Annotated in this window: 17 protein-coding genes and 1 CRISPR repeat array; of the genes, 2 read left to right on the plus strand and 15 right to left on the minus strand. The window is 36.7% G+C overall.

What is annotated here, in order from left to right; genetic code table 11:
• Positions 1-34 precede the first annotated feature (34 nt).
• Genes recB through AC5LXV_RS14105 form a run of 3 tightly spaced genes read right to left on the minus strand, consistent with a single transcriptional unit; the run spans position 35 to position 4,258 of the window.
• Entirely contained in the window at positions 35-3,514 is a 3,480-nt protein-coding gene (gene recB / locus AC5LXV_RS14095) for an exodeoxyribonuclease V subunit beta (RefSeq protein ID WP_493466830.1), read from the minus strand.
• Positions 3,493-3,951, minus strand: a complete 459-nt coding sequence (gene sixA, locus AC5LXV_RS14100; protein ID WP_110432850.1) for a phosphohistidine phosphatase SixA — start codon at positions 3,949-3,951, stop codon at positions 3,493-3,495. The genes recB and sixA overlap by 22 nt, the downstream gene beginning before the upstream one ends.
• A 10-nt stretch (positions 3,952-3,961) precedes the next feature.
• Positions 3,962-4,258 (minus strand): YfcZ/YiiS family protein, encoded by a 297-nt coding sequence (locus AC5LXV_RS14105; protein WP_110432849.1) that lies wholly within the window; start codon positions 4,256-4,258, stop codon positions 3,962-3,964.
• A 149-nt stretch (positions 4,259-4,407) separates the two neighbouring features.
• On the opposite strand from AC5LXV_RS14105, the gene AC5LXV_RS14110 reads away from it, so the two are divergent.
• Positions 4,408-5,793 carry an MFS transporter gene (locus AC5LXV_RS14110; RefSeq protein ID WP_493466831.1) on the plus strand — a complete coding sequence of 462 codons (1,386 nt, stop codon included), beginning with the start codon at positions 4,408-4,410 and terminating at the stop codon, positions 5,791-5,793.
• Between the two features lie 48 nt (positions 5,794-5,841).
• Here AC5LXV_RS14110 and AC5LXV_RS14115 read toward each other — a convergent pair whose 3' ends face one another.
• The 10 genes from AC5LXV_RS14115 to AC5LXV_RS14160 all read right to left on the minus strand — a co-directional run bounded on the left by AC5LXV_RS14115 (position 5,842) and on the right by AC5LXV_RS14160 (position 17,086).
• Positions 5,842-6,786 carry an IS3 family transposase gene (locus tag AC5LXV_RS14115; RefSeq protein WP_493468005.1) on the minus strand — a complete coding sequence of 315 codons (945 nt, stop codon included), beginning with the start codon at positions 6,784-6,786 and terminating at the stop codon, positions 5,842-5,844.
• A complete protein-coding gene (locus AC5LXV_RS14120) occupies positions 6,684-7,190 on the minus strand; it encodes a helix-turn-helix domain-containing protein (RefSeq protein WP_493466832.1) in 507 nt (168 codons plus the stop codon). Before AC5LXV_RS14120 ends, AC5LXV_RS14115 begins: the two co-directional genes overlap by 103 nt.
• An 87-nt stretch (positions 7,191-7,277) precedes the next feature.
• Positions 7,278-9,044 carry a DEAD/DEAH family ATP-dependent RNA helicase gene (locus AC5LXV_RS14125; protein WP_493466833.1) on the minus strand — a complete coding sequence of 589 codons (1,767 nt, stop codon included), beginning with the start codon at positions 9,042-9,044 and terminating at the stop codon, positions 7,278-7,280.
• Positions 9,045-9,389: 345 nt separating this feature from the next.
• A complete protein-coding gene (gene nlpI / locus AC5LXV_RS14130; protein ID WP_493466834.1) occupies positions 9,390-10,244 on the minus strand; it encodes a lipoprotein NlpI in 855 nt (284 codons plus the stop codon).
• Between the two features lie 24 nt (positions 10,245-10,268).
• Positions 10,269-12,383, minus strand: a complete 2,115-nt coding sequence (gene pnp, locus AC5LXV_RS14135) for a polyribonucleotide nucleotidyltransferase (protein WP_493466835.1) — start codon at positions 12,381-12,383, stop codon at positions 10,269-10,271.
• A gap of 317 nt (positions 12,384-12,700) precedes the next feature.
• A complete protein-coding gene (rpsO, locus tag AC5LXV_RS14140; RefSeq protein ID WP_110422826.1) occupies positions 12,701-12,970 on the minus strand; it encodes a 30S ribosomal protein S15 in 270 nt (89 codons plus the stop codon).
• Positions 12,971-13,116: 146 nt separating this feature from the next.
• On the minus strand, positions 13,117-14,040 hold the full coding sequence (locus AC5LXV_RS14145; protein ID WP_110432844.1) for a LysR family transcriptional regulator: 924 nt from the start codon (positions 14,038-14,040) through the stop codon (positions 13,117-13,119).
• A 447-nt stretch (positions 14,041-14,487) separates the two neighbouring features.
• Positions 14,488-15,030, minus strand: a complete 543-nt coding sequence (locus AC5LXV_RS14150) for a hypothetical protein (protein WP_493466836.1) — start codon at positions 15,028-15,030, stop codon at positions 14,488-14,490.
• A gap of 28 nt (positions 15,031-15,058) precedes the next feature.
• Positions 15,059-16,507, minus strand: a complete 1,449-nt coding sequence (locus AC5LXV_RS14155) for a hypothetical protein (RefSeq protein WP_493466837.1) — start codon at positions 16,505-16,507, stop codon at positions 15,059-15,061.
• A gap of 381 nt (positions 16,508-16,888) precedes the next feature.
• On the minus strand, positions 16,889-17,086 hold the full coding sequence (locus AC5LXV_RS14160; RefSeq protein ID WP_493445239.1) for a hypothetical protein: 198 nt from the start codon (positions 17,084-17,086) through the stop codon (positions 16,889-16,891).
• A 283-nt stretch (positions 17,087-17,369) separates the two neighbouring features.
• On the opposite strand from AC5LXV_RS14160, the gene AC5LXV_RS14165 reads away from it, so the two are divergent.
• Positions 17,370-17,588 carry a hypothetical protein gene (locus tag AC5LXV_RS14165; RefSeq protein WP_493466838.1) on the plus strand — a complete coding sequence of 73 codons (219 nt, stop codon included), beginning with the start codon at positions 17,370-17,372 and terminating at the stop codon, positions 17,586-17,588.
• A 464-nt stretch (positions 17,589-18,052) separates the two neighbouring features.
• Positions 18,053-18,441: direct repeats of the CRISPR family, unit length 29 nt; unit sequence TTTTCTAAACTACCTACACGGCATTTAAC.
• A gap of 139 nt (positions 18,442-18,580) precedes the next feature.
• On the opposite strand, the gene cas6f is transcribed toward AC5LXV_RS14165, so the two are convergent.
• Both cas6f and csy3 read right to left on the minus strand, forming a co-directional pair.
• Entirely contained in the window at positions 18,581-19,150 is a 570-nt protein-coding gene (cas6f, locus tag AC5LXV_RS14170) for a type I-F CRISPR-associated endoribonuclease Cas6/Csy4 (RefSeq protein ID WP_493466839.1), read from the minus strand.
• 4 nt (positions 19,151-19,154) lie between these two features.
• Positions 19,155-20,168, minus strand: coding sequence for a type I-F CRISPR-associated protein Csy3 (gene csy3, locus AC5LXV_RS14175; protein WP_493466840.1), 1,014 nt, complete (start codon positions 20,166-20,168; stop codon positions 19,155-19,157).

The raw sequence follows: 20,168 nt of genomic DNA on the forward strand, positions 1-20,168 counted from the left end.
TAATAAAAAGGCACAAATAATTGTGCCTTTTTACTTAAGTTAACTCCTCACCATCAAATAGTTTATCAAGTTTCTCGATAAATTCTTGTTTTGGTAGATGATAAAAAATCCCTTGATTAGGAAGTCCTCGTAAAAACAGATAATAAACCCCACCAAAATGTGTCTCGTATTGATAGTTAGTTAAACGGCTTCGCAAAAATCGGTGCAGAGCTAAACAATAAAGTTGATACTGCAACTCATAACGATGCTCACACATTACTTGGTTTAAAGCTTGCTCGGTATAGGCCGCAACCCCATCACCTAACCAATTTGACTTATAATCAACAATATAATATCTACCCTGATACTCAAATACTAAATCGATAAATCCTTTTAGCATGCCTTGCACCGTTTCAAAGTCTAATGGTGGACATTGCTTGGATAACACATCATACTGCTTACATAAACCATCTAATTGCGAACTGGTCACCGCATGGCGAATAGGAAAATAAAACTGCAATTCATTAATACATTGGCTAGTTAAAATATCTGCTAACAGTGGACCATGTTGATGGTCGTTTGGATTTAGTCTTGTTGCTAAAACTTGTTGAAGCCAATCACTTAGCACCGTTAACCACGGTTGCTCTAAACTCAATTTTTTAATGGTGTTAGCACATAACTCATTGGCATTATTTGGCGTTAAATTTTCCATGATCGAATGAAGCAATGTACCAACATAAGCGCCTTTAGGAAAATGATGGATATCATATTGCACCTCAAGTGATAAAGAATCTTCAGACGGTGCACTATTCTCATGCCAATCACTAATCATAGCGGAATTAATACCCACTACACTGTGGTGTTTTTGTAATTCGGTATAACTTGTCACTCGCCAACTATTAGATAATTTACGTTTAAACACATTAGCGGTAAGTGAAAGATTGGCAGCTACTGCCGCATTATACTGATCACCTAAAATCGGTAATTGCAGTTCAACCAAATCAGCAAATTTAGCGATCGAACGTAATTCGCCTTTTAATAGATAATTAATCGCTGATTGGCTTTTTTTTAAGGATGCTAAACCAACACTGCAATGATAAATTGAACGGGTCATGGCGACATAAAGTAAACGCAAATCTTCAGCTAAACGTTCATCTTCAATCTGTTGTTTGATTTCATCGGTTAATAGCCAAGCATAGGTAGGTTGATAATCATTATTTTTATCATGATAAAACTGACTATCAGCATTACGAAATTGCGCAGCAAAAGGTAACCAAACAATAGGAAACTCTAAACCTTTCGATTTATGAATCGTAATAATTTTTACTAAATTTTCATCACTTTCTAAGCGTTGCTCATGATTTTCTAAATTAGAGTCAGGGCTAACAATTTGTCTTGATAACCAACGAACTAAAGCATGTGGACTATCTAGCTCATCCGCAGCTTCTTGCAGTAGTTCGCCTAAATGCATCAAATTGGTTAAAGTCCGCTCACCATTTGGGCTTGCTAAGATATTTTCTGCCAACTGGCGTTTTTTCATCATCCGTCGCAACATGACTAACACACCGTAATATTGCCAGATAATCTGATACTGTTTGAACTCTTCTATCAAACCTTCCCATTTATCCTGATCATCAGTAATTTGTTCTAACTCGCTCATGGTTTGCCCTAGTAGGCTCGTCATCAACGCTAAACGCAAAGCTGATTCATTTTCAGGCATAAGTACAGCTTGTAATAAACAGAGCACCTCTTGTGCTTCTTTAGCTAAAAATACACTATTACGATTAGATAAATAGACGCTTTTAACGCCAACCGCGGCCAATTTTTGTTGGATAATTTCAGCTTCATGCCCGGTACGAACCAAAATCGCAATATCAGCAGTAGTAATTGGTCGCTGACCATCTTTATCTTGGATTAAAATTGTCGGATCGGTCAACCAAGTCACAATCTGCTTAGCACAACAGTTAGCAATATGCTCTTGATAATCTGTTTTTGTGCTAACCTCATCAGGCAATAAATAGGCTGCTAGCGCATTGACTTCTTGCTGATTGACCACCATCCCTTTGTGCTGATTACGCTCTGCACTTTCCATTGGTAAAAAAGGAATATTTTCAAAAATAAAAGGATTTTCATGGTGATTAAATAATGCATTAACCGCATTGACCATTGACGCCGAGGAGCGATGGTTAACCTGCATAGTAAAGTTATTTTCACCGGTTGATAACTTCGCCTTTAGATAAGTAAAAATATCTGCACCACGGAAACTATAGATCGCTTGCTTAGGATCACCTATAAACAGTAATCCGGTCTCTTTGGGATAACGGCGATAAATACGATCGAAGATCTTATATTGCACCGGGTCGGTATCTTGAAACTCATCGATCAATGCCACGCAATATTTTTGTGCAATATTTTGCGCTAATCTTTTACCATTCGTAGCACGTAAAGCACGATTTAACTGGCTTAACAAATCATCAAAACTCATTTCGCCACGTTTAATCTTCTGCACATAAATCCGTTTTTGAATGATACTAACCACATCCATTAAAATTTCGCTACGCAAATCTATAGCGCTATTGCATAACGCATCGATCTGCTGAAAAACAGCATGAACAGGCGGCTTTTTATCTTGCTTGGTTTTTTCGTTTAAAATCGATTGACTAAATTTAGTTAACTCACTCGGTAATTTAAACGATCGCGTTGGCAACTGAGCCCAAGCGGTAACTTTAGCCAACCAATTCGGTAAATACCGGCTACTATAAGATTGTTTATTAATACCTGATTGTCCAATGATCTCTGGAAGATCGCTAGCAGCATCTACCCAACTTTTTTTAACCTGATTAATCTGATCAACATGTTTTTGATGGAAGTGCCGGATTTTTTCGGTGATATCAACACGCTCTTCTGGTTTCTCATCAAATTCGAAATTTAAATAAGGTTTGATATCGGCTAATAATGTTTCTGGATCTTGCCAATAATCGAGAATCAAATAGACTAGTGCTTTATCAAGCGGAACAAAATAATGACGCCAAAAATCTTGGACAACCTGTAATTTAAGCTCTTGCTCATCGGTAATTAACGTTTGCTCAAACAGCACACCAGATTCAAAAGCATGACTCGTTAAAATACGCTGACAAAAGCCATGAATTGTATAAATCGCCGCATCATCCATTGATTGTTGCGCTTGGGTTAATCTTTGGATGGCATCATTGCTATCCTCTACTAAGTCGATTAGCTGTTGATAAATTGGATCATCATGGTGACCTTGCAACAATCCTAAACGCAGCTCTTGAATATTTTGTCTTATCCGCGATCGCAATTCTTGGGTTGCGGCTTTGGTGAAAGTCACAACTAAAATTTGATTAACATCAAGAGGTTTAGGGTAGTTATTTTCACCAATTCCAAGTAACAACCGCAGATAAATAAAGGCGAGCGAATAGGTTTTACCAGTTCCAGCTGACGCTTCAATAAGCGTTCGACCTGTTAATGGTAAATCAAAAAGATTAAGTTTTTTTATTCCACTACATGAAACCATTCTAGCTTTCCTGCCGCATTGGGTGGTAACTCAACACAAGCAATAGCAGCTGTAGGGAACATTGGTGGTGAAACCTCTGGGCACAACTCATTAACTAAATAACCCACTAAAGGAAGATGTGAAACAATAATCACATTTTCAATACCGCGAGCGGGAAGTGTCATTAATAAATCGGCAATATGGGAAGGACTGCCACCTGGCACCAAAAAATTATCAGTTTCAACTTTAGGCACAGGGCAGTATGCAGATAATTCAGAGAAAGTCTGCTGTGCCCTTAAATAAGGACTTACTAACCCTAAATCAAATTTATAATCTTGCTGATTGAGCCATAAACCAGCTTGACTTGCTTGTTTTCTGCCAAAATCAGTCAATGATCGACTAGCATCTGATGAAGCAGAAAAACCTGCCTCACCATGTCTCATAATACAAACTTTCATAAAATAACGGTTAACGTAATTTCAATTGGAAAATCATGCATTCAGCACCGCAACAAAAAGTGAATTTAGCCATTAATTTAAAACCATTTTCAACTTTATCGATGCTACTACTGATTTCGCAAGGTTCCGTTTCAACATCTTTTGCTGCTTGAGTCAATGATGCTAATTTAGATTTTGCTTCTGATTCAGTTGCAAAAACATTTTCATATTCTGCACTACAATCTTCATTGTCAATAATAGTACCAACATCCACACAACAACAAGCTGGGGTTTCGTTAGCTTTACATTTGTTTAAAGAATCTGTCATCCTGTACCTCTATTTTACCGATTAAATTGTTATTAGTATACTCTCAATCACCACTAAGGGCAAAATGTTAAAAAGCTTTACCATAACGCGAATTTTTGGCGTATATTAAAAACTTTAATTTAAGATTTATATATTAATTAGACAATATCATGCAACAATATAATCACGTTCGAAAAATGGCGATTTTAGTTGCCGCAACGTTCTTTATGGAGAACTTGGACGCGACGGTGATCACCACCGCCATTCCGGCAATGGCAAAATCATTTCTTACAAGCCCTCAAGATTTATCTGTCGGAATTAGTGCTTATATGTTAGCACTCACCATTGGTTTACCCGCAAGTGGCTGGATCGCCAATCGTTTCACCGCTTATCGGGTCTTCTCAATTTCAATTATATTATTTATGTTAGCGTCGATATTGTGTGCCTTATCGACCAATTTAACCATGTTTACTATCGCAAGATTAATTCAAGGTTTAGGCGGATCATTGATGGTACCGGTAGGCAGAACGGTGGTTTTAAGTCGAACAGAAAAACAGCATCTGGTTAGTACAATTTCAATTCTAGTGTGGCCGGGTTTAATTGCACCATTAATGGGGCCACTTATTGGTGGATTCTGCGCTCAATATCTCAGTTGGCATTGGATATTTATTCTCAATATTCCGTTAGGTTTTATTGCCCTATTTTTTGCTCATCGACTGTTGCCCAAAGAGCTACCAGAAAAGCGCTCATTTGATACTATTGGATTTATCGCTTGCGGTTTAGGATTATTAATGTTCGTTTATGGACTAGAAATGGTCTCGCACTCAAATCACAGCCTATGGTTAGGTCTGGCAGTTTCTTTTGCAGGAAGCCTCGTATTAACTTTTGCTTATTATCATCTTACCCATATTAAGCATCCACTAATAAGCTTATACGCGTTTTCTAAACGTACTTTTAGAATGAGCTTCTTGGGCGGTTCATTAATACGAATTGGTTTAAATAGTGCACCATTTATCTTACCACTTATGTTTCAAGTCGGTTTTGGTTGGTCCCCTATAACCGCGGGTTCGCTACTGCTTTCACTATTCGCCGGCAATATCCTACTCAAAACGGTTAATACGTCATTAATTCACAAGTTTGGTTTTCGCAATATACTAATTGTCAATGGTCTATTGTTATCATTCAGTTTCGTCTTATGTGCACTCTTCACGCCAGACACATCAATCATCTGGATTATAGTAGTGCTATTTTTTGCCGGTGGCGCCCGTTCAATTCAATTTACCACTATTACCACCCTCAGTTTTGCAGAAATAGATAAAACGGAAATACAAAGCGCCAATATTTTATCAACCATTTTTCAACAACTAAATAACGTGCTAGGTATTGTATTAAGTGCCTTATTCTTATTTATTGCCTCTAGTTATCATGGCCATAAGCAATTAATGGTTGCAGACTTTCGCTTGGCACTATTTATGGTGGCTGGAATGACTTTATTGGCGATGATTGACTTTATCACCTTGCCGAAAAATGCGGGAAACAATCTAAATAAAAAATAATAAAAAAACCTCTGTTTTGAAGTGACCCCATAAAGTTGGACACTTTGATTAAGCGGCTTGTAAGGCCTGATTTCGATATTCAACCGGAGTCAGGCCTTTTAATTTGGCCTTAATCCGTTTGGTGTTGTAGTATTCTATATATTCTTCTATTTTTTCAATCAATTCATCTGCATCTTTAAAGCATTGTCCATGGTACATTTCTGATTTTAATAGACCAAAAAAGTTTTCAGCTACCGCATTATCTAAACAATTTCCTTTTCTGGACATACTTTGTTTGATGCCATTATTAGCTAGTAGCTTCTGATAATGGCAATTTCTATATTGCCAGCCTTGGTCACTATGTAGTAACGGTTTTTCACACTGTTTTAATCGTGATATCCCTTTTTGAAGCATATCTGTCACCAAGGTCAAACGTGCATTTTTAGCTACTTTATAAGCTATTACTTCCTGATTATATAAATCGATAATGGGGGATAGGTAAATTTTCTGTTCATTTACCTTAAATTCTGTGACATCCGTTACCCATTTTTCATTTGGTCTCGATGATTCAAAATCTCTTTTAAGATAATTAGCTACTGTTTTACCTGTCTCTCCACGATAAGAACGATATTTTTTAGGTCTTACTGTCGATTTGAGATTAAGCTGACCCATTAAGCGTTGTACCGTTTTATGATTGAGCTTAATGCCTTCATTTATCAACGTTAAATGAATTCGCCGATAACCATAACGCCCTTTATGTTCATGGTAAATCGATTCAATACGTTTTGACTCATTTTCATAAGCAGACGGGGTTTTCAACCTATTAGCATGATAATAAAAAACACTTTTTGCCAGTTTTGTTGCTGATAGTAAATGTTTTAAGAAATACTGATATTTAAGAGCTAAAACAACTAACGTTTTTTCTTTGTTTGTTGACGTTTTGCTTGCTTCAGCTCTTCCAACTTTTTTAGAACAGCAATTTCTGCTCGTAGATAAGCAATTTCCTCTTTTAATGCTTCAATTGTTTTTTCGTCATCACTGTGAGTTGGTTCAATGCGGGGGGGCTTCATACAGGGTCTTCCTCTGGAACGATATTCAAGCCCTCGGAAACCTTTTTTATGATATCTATCAAGCCAAACAAATAGAAGACCGAGGGAACTTAAATTAAGCATAGCACTAGTGTGCCCGAGAGACCAATTATTTGTCCACATTAATTTTAATGCTTGTAATCTTGCTTCGGCATGACGTAAATGAGGTGTTGGTTGAAAGGCGTTATCACCATGAATCGCAACCACTTGGGACCAATACCGAATCTGACTAGAAGATATCGCATATTTTTTTGAAAGAATTTTCGATGATTCTCCTGATAATAATTCATTAGCTATGATAATTTTTAAATCTCGACTATATTTTGACATAAAAAGACCCCCAGTAATTGGTTGTCCAACTATTGGGGGTCACTTCAGTTTTATAACAGAGGTTTGAAAAGTCAATACTTAAAAGTATTAAAACTTTGGTGCGGCTGGTCGACCACGTTTTTTCGCAAAACCTTTATCATCAGATTCAGGTTGACTACTTTTACGTCCGCGCTTAGCTTCAGATGATTTACCCGAGACTAGGCTCATTTTCATTGGTTGATTAAGCACTCTAACACGCTCAAAATGCTTAAGGATATCTTTAGGCATCCCTTTTGGTAATTCCACGGTTGAATAAGTCTCATAAAGTTTGATATTACCAATATAACGACTACTAATATCAGCTTCATTGGCAATTGCACCGACAATATGCCGCACTTCAACGCCGTTTTCTTTACCAATTTCGATACGATACATATCCATCTCACCAACATCACGACGTTCGCGACGTTTTGGTGATTCACGATTATCACCACGTAAGCGACGCTCACCATTACGACCATCACGATCACGATATTCTTTTGCCGGTTTAAAGACCGGATCAGGCGGAAGAATTAACGGACGATCACGCTGTGCTAAACGTAGCAACGCTGTAGCAATCGTTTCAAGATCTGTGCCACTCTCAGCCTGAATTTGTTCGAGTAATGTTTGATATTGTTCTAAATCGGCACTCTCAAGTTGTTGCTGAACTTGCTGAGTAAATTTAGCTAAACGACGTTTTTCAAGTAACTCTTTAGAAGGTAATGCCACTTCTGGAATTGATTTCTTGATAGTTTGCTCAATATTTTTAAGTAAACGACGTTCACGGCTATCAACAAATAAAATAGCACGTCCTGCTCGACCAGCACGACCAGTTCGCCCAATACGGTGAACATAAGATTCTGAATCAAGAGTGATATCATAGTTAATAACTAAACTGATACGTTCAACATCTAAACCTCGCGCTGCCACATCTGTCGCAATCAAAATGTCTAAACGACCATTACGTAAACGATCAAGCGTTTGCTCACGAAGCTGCTGCGTCATATCACCATTTAAGGCTGCACAGCTATAACCGTGTTTCTCTAACACTTCAGCGACTTCTAAGGTAGCAGTTTTGGTGCGCACAAAAATAATTGCCGCATCAAAGTCTTCTGCTTCAAGGAAACGTACAATCGCTTCATTCTTACGCATGCCGCGCACGAGCCAATAACTCTGATCGATATCTGGTGCAGTTTGCTTAGTCCCTTTGATTTGCACTTCTTTTGGATTATGCATAAAACGTTTAGTAATTCGACGAATTGGCGCCGGCATCGTCGCTGAAAATAGCGCAGTTTGATGCTCTTCAGGAATTGTCGCCATAATGCTTTCAACATCATCAATAAAGCCCATTCGTAGCATCTCATCGGCTTCATCTAAAACTAACCCTTTGAGATTAGAAAGATCTAACGTTTTACGATTTAAATGATCTAATAAACGACCAGGCGTTCCTACCACGATTTGTGGACCTTGTTTTAATGCGCGCAATTGCACATCATAACGTTGACCACCATAAAGCGCTAATACTTTTACCCCTTTCACATATTTAGAATACTCAGCACACGCATCAGCAACTTGAATAGCTAGTTCACGTGTTGGCGCTAATACTAATAATTGTGGTGCTTTTAGATTAACGTCAATATTCATTAAAAAAGGGATTGAGAAAGCGGCAGTTTTACCACTACCGGTTTGCGCCATACCCAGCACATCATTACCTTCTAAGAGTAAAGGAATACATTCAGCTTGGATGGGTGATGGTTTAGTAAAACCAAGATCATTTAATGCGTTAAGGATTTCCTCAGATAAACCAAGGTCAATAAAAGATATTTCTTTTGTCATGTAAACTCGCTTGTAAATTTGACTATATATGCTCAATATTTGGTTAGCAACCTCAGTTGTTCGCTATTAAGTAAAATAATTCATGAGGATTACTGCAGGTATCACAAATTATTACGGTACCAAAATAAAACAGCCTATATGTATTTATGCCAGCTCACTAAATTGAAAATTTACAACTCACCCCAATAACTAACTGCCAATACTTACTCAATTAGATTACTTTAATGCAATTAATATTTAAACAATACAATTGATAAAAAGTATGTAAAGAATCGAGAATATTTTTCGGGCAAATCAGAACTACGCTATAACAATATTTTCACTTTTAAACTGGCATGACCCTCGTTACTTTTCGTCAAGTAACTTAATTTCGTAGAGTGCCTGTTGATGTTCAACAAAGTTATAAATATTATTAGCTAAAGCATATTTAAATAACATTTTGGCACGCTCATTATTACCTTTACTTTGGTAATATTTACCTAAATAAAAGTAAGCTTCACAAAGGCGCTCAGCTAATTGCCGATCATTTTCAACACCTTGTTGAAGGTTTTGCATTAACTTGGATTCATTCATTTTACCCAAATAAAATGCAATAATATCACTGCTATAACTCGATTTATCGCTAAGTAGATCATAACGTTTTTTTAGTTGAGTTAAGGCAGCTTTTGTATCTAATTCTTTTTCGATCAAATAGAGCCATAAAATACGAATCGGCTCATTAACATCATATTGATAGAATTTTTCTGCATCAAGTTGTGCTACTTGATAATGTCCAGTACGATACAGGGTTATCGCACGATTAAAGTAGGCAAATGCGTAATTAGGATCCAGCTCTAATGTAGTATTAAACGCCATTATCGCATTATCAAAATCGCCATCTCTTAACGCATAATTACCTAGAAGATTATAAATATCTGGAATTTCTGGATTAAAACTTAAAAGATGGTTGAAATCACTCTGTGCAAATGCTTTAAAACCTAGCGAATCGTATACCATTCCCCGTTCGAAAATAAGCTGCATCTTAGAGGCAGCATCAAGATCACGTCTTGATAACTGCTGACTAATCTGCGCTATTTTTAATTCATCATCATACGAAACTTGTAAAGGAACAACAGGTAACGGTTGAGAGAGACGAGAGCAACCTGACAAAATAAGGGCTGCAAGCATACAGCTGAACATGTTCAGGTTGAATAATCTCATTTGTATCTCCTAGCGAATAATAGTTTATTCAGCTACTGGCTCGACATTAGAGTTTTGCTCAGCAGCATCTTTCATACTTAAACGAATGCGACCTTGACGATCAATTTCAAGCACTTTAACATTCACTTCTTGTCCTACTTTTAAGTAGTCTGCAACTTTTTCTACTCGGTGATCAGCGATTTGTGAAACATGTACTAGTCCCTCTTTACCACCGATAATTGAAACAAATGCACCGAAATCCACAATACGAGTAACTTTGCCTGAATAGATTTTTCCAATTTCAACATCAGCCACTAAATTGTTAATCCGCGCAATTGCATCTTTTGCTTTATTACCGTCGGTCGCTGCGATCTTAACTACACCATCATCAGTGATCTCAATGGTAGTACCCGTCTCTTCGGTTAATGCACGAATGGTTGCACCACCTTTACCGATAATATCGCGGATCTTATCTGGATTAACATTCATTGTATAGATACGTGGAGCAAATTCGGAAATCTCTTGACGAGGTTTATTAATGGCTTGTTCCATCACACCTAAAATGTGTAAACGAGCACCTTTAGCTTGGTTTAAGGCAACTTGCATAATTTCTTTAGTGATACCTTCAATCTTGATATCCATTTGCAATGCACTTACACCTTCACGGGTACCGGCTACTTTAAAGTCCATATCACCAAGATGGTCTTCGTCACCTAAAATATCAGACAATACCACAAAGTTATCGCCTTCTTTAACCAGACCCATAGCGATCCCCGCAACCGAAGACTTAATTGGAACACCCGCATCCATTAATGCTAATGACGCACCACAAACTGAAGCCATTGAAGAAGAACCATTAGATTCAGTAATTTCAGAAACTACACGTACAGTATATGGAAACTCTTCCTTACTTGGCATTACGGCAGCAACACCACGTTTGGCTAAACGACCATGACCAATTTCACGACGTTTTGGTGAACCAACCATACCTGTTTCACCCACTGAATATGGAGGGAAGTTATAATGTAAAAGAAAACGTTCGGTATATTCACCAGTTAATTCATCAATGATCTGCGCATCACGTTCAGTACCTAAAGTTGCGGTAACTAGTGCTTGCGTTTCACCACGAGTGAATAATGCGCTACCATGAGTTCTTGGTAATACATTGGTACGAATATCCAGAGCACGAATCATATCTTTCTCGCGGCCATCGATACGTGGCTCACCAGCGATAACACGTTGACGAACGATTTGGCTTTCTAAATCAACAATCATGTTGATAACTTCATTTTCGTCAAGTTCTTCATTTTTTTCTTTAAGTGCTGCTAACACTTCTTCTTTGATTAAATCGATTTGCGCATAACGAGCTTGTTTTTCAGTAATACGATAAGCTTCACCTAAACGATCTTTAGCTAATTCAGAAACCGCATTAAATAGCTCTTCATTTTTAGCTGGCGCAACCCAATCCCATTTTTCATAGTTCGCTTTAGCCACAAACTCATTAATATTATCAATAACAACTTGTTGTTGATCGTGACCAAAAACCACGGCGGCTAACATTTGATCTTCAGTTAACAAATCAGCTTCTGATTCAACCATTAACACCGCACTTTTTGTACCGGCAACAACTAGATCTAAACGGCTTGATGCTAACTCTTTAACTGATGGATTTAACACAAATTCATCGTTAATAAAACCAACTCGTGCAGCACCAATTGGTCCATGGAAAGGCACGCCAGATAAACAAAGTGCTGCTGAAGCACCAATCATCGCAACCAAATCAGGGCTAACATCAGGGTTAACCGACACCACTGTTGCAATGATCTGAATCTCATTAACAAAACCTTCTGGGAATAATGGACGAAGTGGACGGTCAATTAAACGAGCAATTAATGTTTCGCCTTCGCTAGGACGACCTTCACGTTTAAAAAAGCCACCAGGGATACGACCAGCTGCATAAGTACGTTCTTGATAATTAACTGTTAAAGGGAAGAAGTCTTGCCCTTCTTTCACTTTTTTATCGGCAACTACAGTAACAAAAACTGCGGTATCGTCCATATTAACCATCACCGCAGCTGTTGCTTGGCGCGCCATAATACCAGTTTCTAAAGTAACTGTATGACGACCATATTGAAATTTTTGATATATCGGATTGAACAAAATAAAGTCCTCTTGTTATAAATCATGTTGAAGTTTGATATTTCGACAGGATGCAGCATAACGCTGGAACATATTGATACACACTTCAACCATGTGGGGGATACTAAACAAAAGATTATTTCACTGTCACGACTAATGACAAATCTATAAATTATAGAACTCTCATTAGTCGCGCGAAACATGAGATATAATCTTCTATTCAATTAATTTCTTTTTACAGAGCATCTAATTATGCTTTTTGAGCTCAGCATTATATCAAAGCCCTGAATTTATACAACGAAAAAGAGGCCTAAGCCTCTTTTCAAGTAGATAAATAATTAGCGACGTAAACCTAGTCTTTGAATCAATTGGTTATAACGATCAAAGTCTGTACGACGTAAATAATCTAATAATTTACGACGGCTAGATACCATTCGTAATAAACCACGACGACTGTGGTGATCTTTTTTATGCTCAGAAAAATGACCTTGTAAATCATTAATACGTGCAGTTAAAAGAGCAACTTGAACTTCAGTTGAACCAGTGTCGTTAGCACCACGGCCATATTCAGCAACGATTTTCGCTTTTGCTTCTACAGTTAGAGACATAATAAACCTCTTAAAATAAATAAAAAAATGGAATGACCGATCTCTAATTCAGACATCCCTCGGCATTCATATACTAAATATACGAATAGTCCGCAATTATACTGATATTTATTAAAATAGCAATTTCATTTAGTAATTCTATACACTTATTTAAGCTTAAAACCATACTCTTCTTGGATAAGTTTTTTTAATGCTTCAATATAATTCTGCGCAGATACACTTAATTGTGCTTTTTGCGAGGTTATCCAACCGATTAAAATCTTCTCATTTACCGCTAAAGGAATCGACAAAATATCCGAACCGTTCAGATCAGTACTAAGTACGCCGGTACTAATCGTATAACCATTTAATCCATGCAACAAATTAAACAACGTCGCTCTATCACTTACATGAATACTTTTCTTATGGTAGACGGTACTTAAAATCTCTTCGGAAAAATAAAAAGAGTTATATTCACCCTGCTCAAAAGAGAGATAAGGAAAATCCTCTAAATCCTCGAGCGTTAACGACTTCATCGCAGCTAAAGGATGATGAGTACTGATAAACACATGCGGATCGGCTTCAAATAAAGGATTAAACGTTAGGCGATGCTCTTTAAGCAAGCGTAAAATCACCTTTTGATTAAAATCGGTAAGATACAAAATGCCCACTTCACTACGCAAATTGGCCACATCAGTTATAATGTCGTAAGTTCGTGTTTCGCGAAGAGTAAACTCATATTCATCAGTGTGATTCTTCTTGATTAAGTTAACAAAGGCGTTAACCGCAAACGCATAGTGTTGCGTTGAAATACTACATAACTGCTTAGATGGCTCTTTTTTGGAAAAATGTTGCTCCAACAATTGAGCTTGATCTAGAACCTGCTTAGCATAACCCAAAAATTCCACACCATCGGCCGAAAGTGAAACACCTTTCGATGTTCGTACAAAAATCTCAATCCCAAATTCCGCTTCAAGATCCTTAACCGCCGTTGAAAGGCTGGGTTGGGTAATATAGAGATTCTTTGCGGCCTCATTAATCGAACCTGAACGGGCAATTTCTAAAATATAACGTAGTTGTTGAAGCTTCATAATAATTTAAGTGATTAAAATCATGTTAATGCAGAATATAAGTCACTATAAACATTGTATCGAGGATTGTACAGAAAAAGGCAAATGCGATTTCTTGGTGAAGTTTGTCGATTATCAAATTAACCACTTTCTAACATCGATTAATAGCAGTTTTTGGTAAAAATAATTGAAGCATCTATACCATCTATTGATAGTTTTTAAGATGATTGAAAATTACTAGCGTTTGACTGGAAATCGAAACAAAATTCACCGATGACCTTTTAACAAATACTCTTGACATAACTAGCAATACCTTGCATTTATTTGCAGTGTCTGATTTTCACTCTATGTTTTTTTTGATATTAGTTAATTTCTCCGTTAAAAAATGGTTCAAATAGTCGAGCTTTTTTTATTGATTCGAAAAAAAGGATTTACGTTAAAAATTGGGGCATCAAAAAATAGGGAACTTCAATCGTTAGGATCATAATTGGTTAATAATATTTTTTTTAAGCTCTGGATAAATTTTGTATCAATCTCGCTTGGGTAATAACCTTGTTGCCAATTTGAAAGATAATTGACTTGTTTTTGATTTAATTTTAGATAGACACCATCTGAACACTTTATCGTACGGCAATTATTAACCAATTTTTCTGATAGATGCTGTTCATCCACTTCTCGTGATACTGGCCTTGCGTGGTTTTCATTATGACAATATTGCGCAAACCATCGGCTATAATCTTTAACATCATAAGCATAATTATAACGACTACCAAATTCTGTCAACTCAGCATTCGGTAGTCGTACATTTAATTTTTTTAATGGAAAAGCACACGTCACCACCCAACGATAATTATATTTTTTTAATTGCATTGCGTTAACTTTGAAATTATAACCCAGAAGTTCAGTTAAAATATAAACGCCTTCATTATAGGCGCGTAAAAATACGCCTTCGTTGAATAATAATACACCTTTAAATTTTGATTGGGCGGCTAATTTTTCACTAAAATTCATTTGGATATCTTGTTATTAATCATACGTACTATTGTAAGCATACCGCTCGTAAATTGGCTTCTTTTGCCCACACTGCTATTTGGCCTATCCAAGCATCAATAGCGAACCTATCGGATAAATGGTTATTGATTCCATAAGGACCAAGAAACTTATCTCTGGAATAAAACCAATAATATTCTTTAAACCAATTTGATTCTGGATAATTTTCTTTGATTGTCATGCCCCACTCACTTAAAAGTCCACTACCAATATCACGAGTGAAAGCATCCCAAATATAAGGCATTGCGGTCCATGATAACGGGGCATTGGGTGAATTTGACATTTCCGCACGAGAAGGTATTTTCGATTCGCCACCACACAGATTCGTGATTTGCTGATAAGTGTAGAATCCGTCTCCTTGTGGATTAGCCCAAATACCGGTTAAATTAAAGGAATACAGTTTCTCTGCAATTTGATTATCATGTTTAAAGGTTGCTTTGATCGTTACCGGCCCTGTCGGTTTATTAACTAATGTGACATAACCTTGATTATCAATAGTTACGCTATTATTGGGATTTTGAGTTAAATCGTAATTAAAATCGTTCTGATTGCCTGTCATTATTAATTGAAATTTGGCACCAGAAAATCCCGTGGTTGGAAAATGCGGCACCGCAGAAGCTTTAAATCCATTTATTGGATCAAAAACCTGGGCATTATAACCACCACCACAGGAAGGATCTCTTATTCTGCCATTATTATTGTTCCACCCTGCAATTGAACCTGAACCTCCATCAGCTTCCATTAAACTACAATCTATGGCGCCATTATCAATTTTTTGTTTAACACTGCCCCAAACTAATTTTGGAGACACCTCCATTTGATAAGGTTTGGCATAACAAATTTCTGGTTCAGCCATAATTTTATATTTTTGGGTAATATCAGCATATTCACTTTCATTAGGAATACCATATTCGGAATAGGTCTTTACTTTAGTGGTGATAGTTAAATAGAGTGGCATGGAGAAACCACTACTACAACCAATTATTCGCGCTCGGTCGTTACCCTCAATTGTTACACCATTATTATCAACCCAGCTATAAGTCGTTGGTTCTACAGAAAAGGGGGTACGATAGTTGATGCCATCTTCATCGCTATCATCATAATTAGTAGTCATATCTAAATCATTTATAGTATAGTTTTTAATGATAAAATCATTAATTTTCAAATTACCATCAAATTGATTGATTTGGGTATCGTTTAAATTATTGGTGTTGGCACTATAAAAAACACCATTTATAGTAAAACCCTGTTTTTTCGCAGCGGCTTCTATATTGACAACCTTCGGCTTATTACCATGAATAACATTTACCGTATGTGTTATTAACGCCAGACTTTTTGAACTAATACTTAAAGAGCATAAACTTAATAAAATCAGTATGATTGAATTGATTTGTATTGTACTAACCGAAAACAATAAAGCATTTTTTAATCTTTTCATAAATTTTATTTTTAATGGTTCTTATTTTATACCGTAGCGCATTTTTTAATCAACAACTCCGACGTCCGCCACTCGCCGTTTGCAACGTCTCACTGCGGACTATAGCCATTGCGTTCGTTTCTCTCACTTCATGGCAACTTCGCCTAAGTTACTTACACTGACTACATAGATTAAAATAGCGACTATCAGGTTATTCACTAACATCACGACTTACATTCGAATCAACAAACTCATTTTGTTACAACCGTGATCCAATACTCGATATTTTCCTTTTGACATAATAGATCCGCACATTAATCAAGTTATTATCCCTGAAATTATTTGTGCACTTAAATTCACCATATACTCATACATCCTCCTTTGTTATCAACCTAAAGCTATCTATGTCACACAACAAACTGTTGTTGAATTATGTCCGATAACAACTGTTGTTATTTGCAGAGTTATTAACTCAATAAAGTGCTGCATGGCTAAAAAAGCTTGCAACGCAATAATTGCACCGCCAGCATTAAGCCATTTATACCTTTCTGGACTATTACAAGAAGTAACATCAAAACGGGGTAATTTAGTGATATACATTAATGAGGGTAAAACACCATTAGCTAGATTAATATTATGAGCATGATCTGCGATTATTCTTTTTGTAGTAATTCTGAGAAAAATTAACGCATTACCATGATTTATAATAAGAAAACTAAAGTAATAAATAATAACTAATTGAATGAGTCCAACTGAACAGCATATTATTGCTTCTATTTGTTGGCTAATTTTAGTGGAGTTAACAATCGTTATGAATTTTAAGCGGTGATTTGTCGTAGTACAGAACGATAATATTGTTCGGAAATTTAATTGACAGAATTTATTGGCAAATAAAACTAATAGTCTATTAAAACTAGATAAGTCTAAACTATATATGAGCTGGCTGGCTGGCTGGCTGGCTGGCTGGCTGGCTGGCTGGCTGGCTGGCTGGCTGGCTGGCTGGCTGGCTGGCTGGCTGGCTGGCTGGCTGGCTGGCTGGCTGGCTGGCTGGCTGGCTGGCTGGCTGGCTGGCTGGCTGGCTGGCTGGCTGGCTGGCCACTAAACAACTGTATTTTAACATCTTTTCAGCTTTTTGTCTTGTATATTTTTGTTTTATATTAAAAATTTCAAAAAATTTGCGGTTTGATTATAAAGAAATTAGGTAATCCTGGCAAACGTTGCATAAAATAAAGTTGTTAAGATATGTAAACTTTCAAGTAAAAGTAATTGTAGTTTATTGATGAAAAATCATACTGCCAATAAGGATAAAAGATCATATTTTTGATAGTAGTCTAGATAAAAATCAAAGAATATGGATATGTTAAACCATCCAAAATGGAATACTACCTCGTTTAAAAGAATAAAAATTTTCAATTAACAATTAATGGGATTATATTTTTAAAATCACCATTGGTAGCTTTGCAAGAGAGTTTAGCATTAAAAAATATCGTTTCTCAATTTCTTGAGAAACGACATACTGCCTACAGGCATTTAACAATAACCACGCCCATCAGGCGCAAACGCGGATTTTCTAAACTACCTACACGGCATTTAACTCGATAAGTCGTACGTAAAAGTTCAACACACATTTCTAAACTACCTACACGGCATTTAACTCATTACGCTAAGCCTGTTCTCATCGACAGCTTTTCTAAACTACCTACACGGCATTTAACAGTTGTTTTGCTTGTAAATTGTCTATGCCGTTTTTCTAAACTACCTACACGGCATTTAACGTGGAAATTGGGCAAGGACATCCACTAAAGGTTTTCTAAACTACCTACACGGCATTTAACCAGATACAAACGAGAAATAGACAATTTGAATTTTTCTAAACTACCTACACGGCATTTAACAGTTTGCTAATGGGAAACCTATTTATGAGATATTTCTAAACTACCTACACGGCATTTAACTAGAACTTTTTTGTTTATTTTTCTTTATTGTAAAAGAATTTTTGCTAACTTTTATGATTTTGACCCTTTTTTTGGACTAATTTTAATATTATTAATAATCAATAAGTTAAAAACTGTCTTAAAAAAAGGGTCAATCAATTTAAAAATCAGGAACAGTTGCTGTTTTGCTGAGTCCGTAACTATTAAATGTTCCTTCAACAGCCGTTGCACATTTTTGTTGTTTCAGCCACATAATAAAATGTTGCCCAGTGCTTTTGCTAGCGAAATGAAGATGTGGATAGTTCAAATGAAGGCTGCCCCATTTTTCAACCATTTTGCTTTTTACTTCGGCTGACCATTTACCTTGTGCGGTTAAACGTTTTTCGGCTCGTCTTAACGCACTTTGTCCTTTAGGATTAACACGAATTAAGCGTAGGTAACCTTTAACGCTAGTTGGTACAGATGCTATTGGCAAAGCTAACGTGTAATCACTAACTACGGCCTGCTGCTGTAAGGCCGTTTTAAATTGTTGTAACTGCGCTTCATCGCCAAATAACCGGATAATCCCGCCTAATGTTCTGTGTACATTATAACAAGGAAAGCTAACCGCAATATTGCCTTGATGATTAACTAACACCTGATGCAGTGATTGCATAACTTGATTAATCACTTCAGTTTCAGTTATCTCCAGTTGCGGAATTGCCCGTAGTTCAAAATAGTGAGTAAGCATAATATTACTCCTTACCACTAGCACCAAATACACCACCACGAATCAGAACTGCGATAACATAATGTTGTTGTTCAAGCGTTGGGGTTTCACCTTTGAGTACCCAATTATCAAATAAGGTATAAAAATCCTGTTTTTGTTTAGGTTGTCTAAAAGCATGTCCCATAGTGGTAACTGCACCATAAGGTTCAATAGCAATTGGGAACTCGGCGTTTTCATCATACCAAGTATCAATGGTTCGAATGGCATTGCTGATTTTTTGCGAGTGCATTGCTGCTTGACCATTTTTTTCATACAGGACTTTACTTTTTTCTTTACCAGTATCCAAAATCAATTCTTGTGATGGATAGACCTCTTGCCCCAATCCCATTTTTAATTTGGCTTGAATATCGAAAATAACAAACTCTTTGCCTAATAATCCTGCCTCAATCAAAGCAGCGAGGTCATTTACTGATTTATCATCATAATCAAATGAATTTAATTGATATTGTTTAACATCACTCACTTCAATCGTTGCTATTTTTTCATCTTTTTTACGAGTAATGCTAATACTGATTTGTTCAGCAGCCATACGATTACGCCATAACCAACGACCATTTAAAATATTAATTGCATAACGTTTCGCTAATGCTTGCAACCCTTCTGATTTGATATAGCTTTGAGTCGTTTTGGTTAACTCTTCTTGGTAATCAATATCATTACAGACTGATGGCGAACCTAAGAAAGGTAGTACTTTACAGCTCCATTTAACCACTAAGGTATCTTTATCGGCATCAAGCGCTGCAACATCGACTGTTTGTAAATTAGCTTTTTGAATTTCAGCATCTAATTTAGCCGGATCATTTGCTAAAGCATTTTTAAGCCGATTTGAAATGGTACCGCGAACAGATTTTTCAGATAATAAAACTGGCGTTAATTTTTGGTCATCATAGCTCTTTTGCTGGGCAAAAATGGCATCAGAAATATCAAAACTACGTTCAAAGGCTAATACTGATGCGGTAGTGATTTTATCTTTACTCAT

The sequence above is a fragment of the Gilliamella sp. LMG 34359 genome (assembly GCF_984569085.1).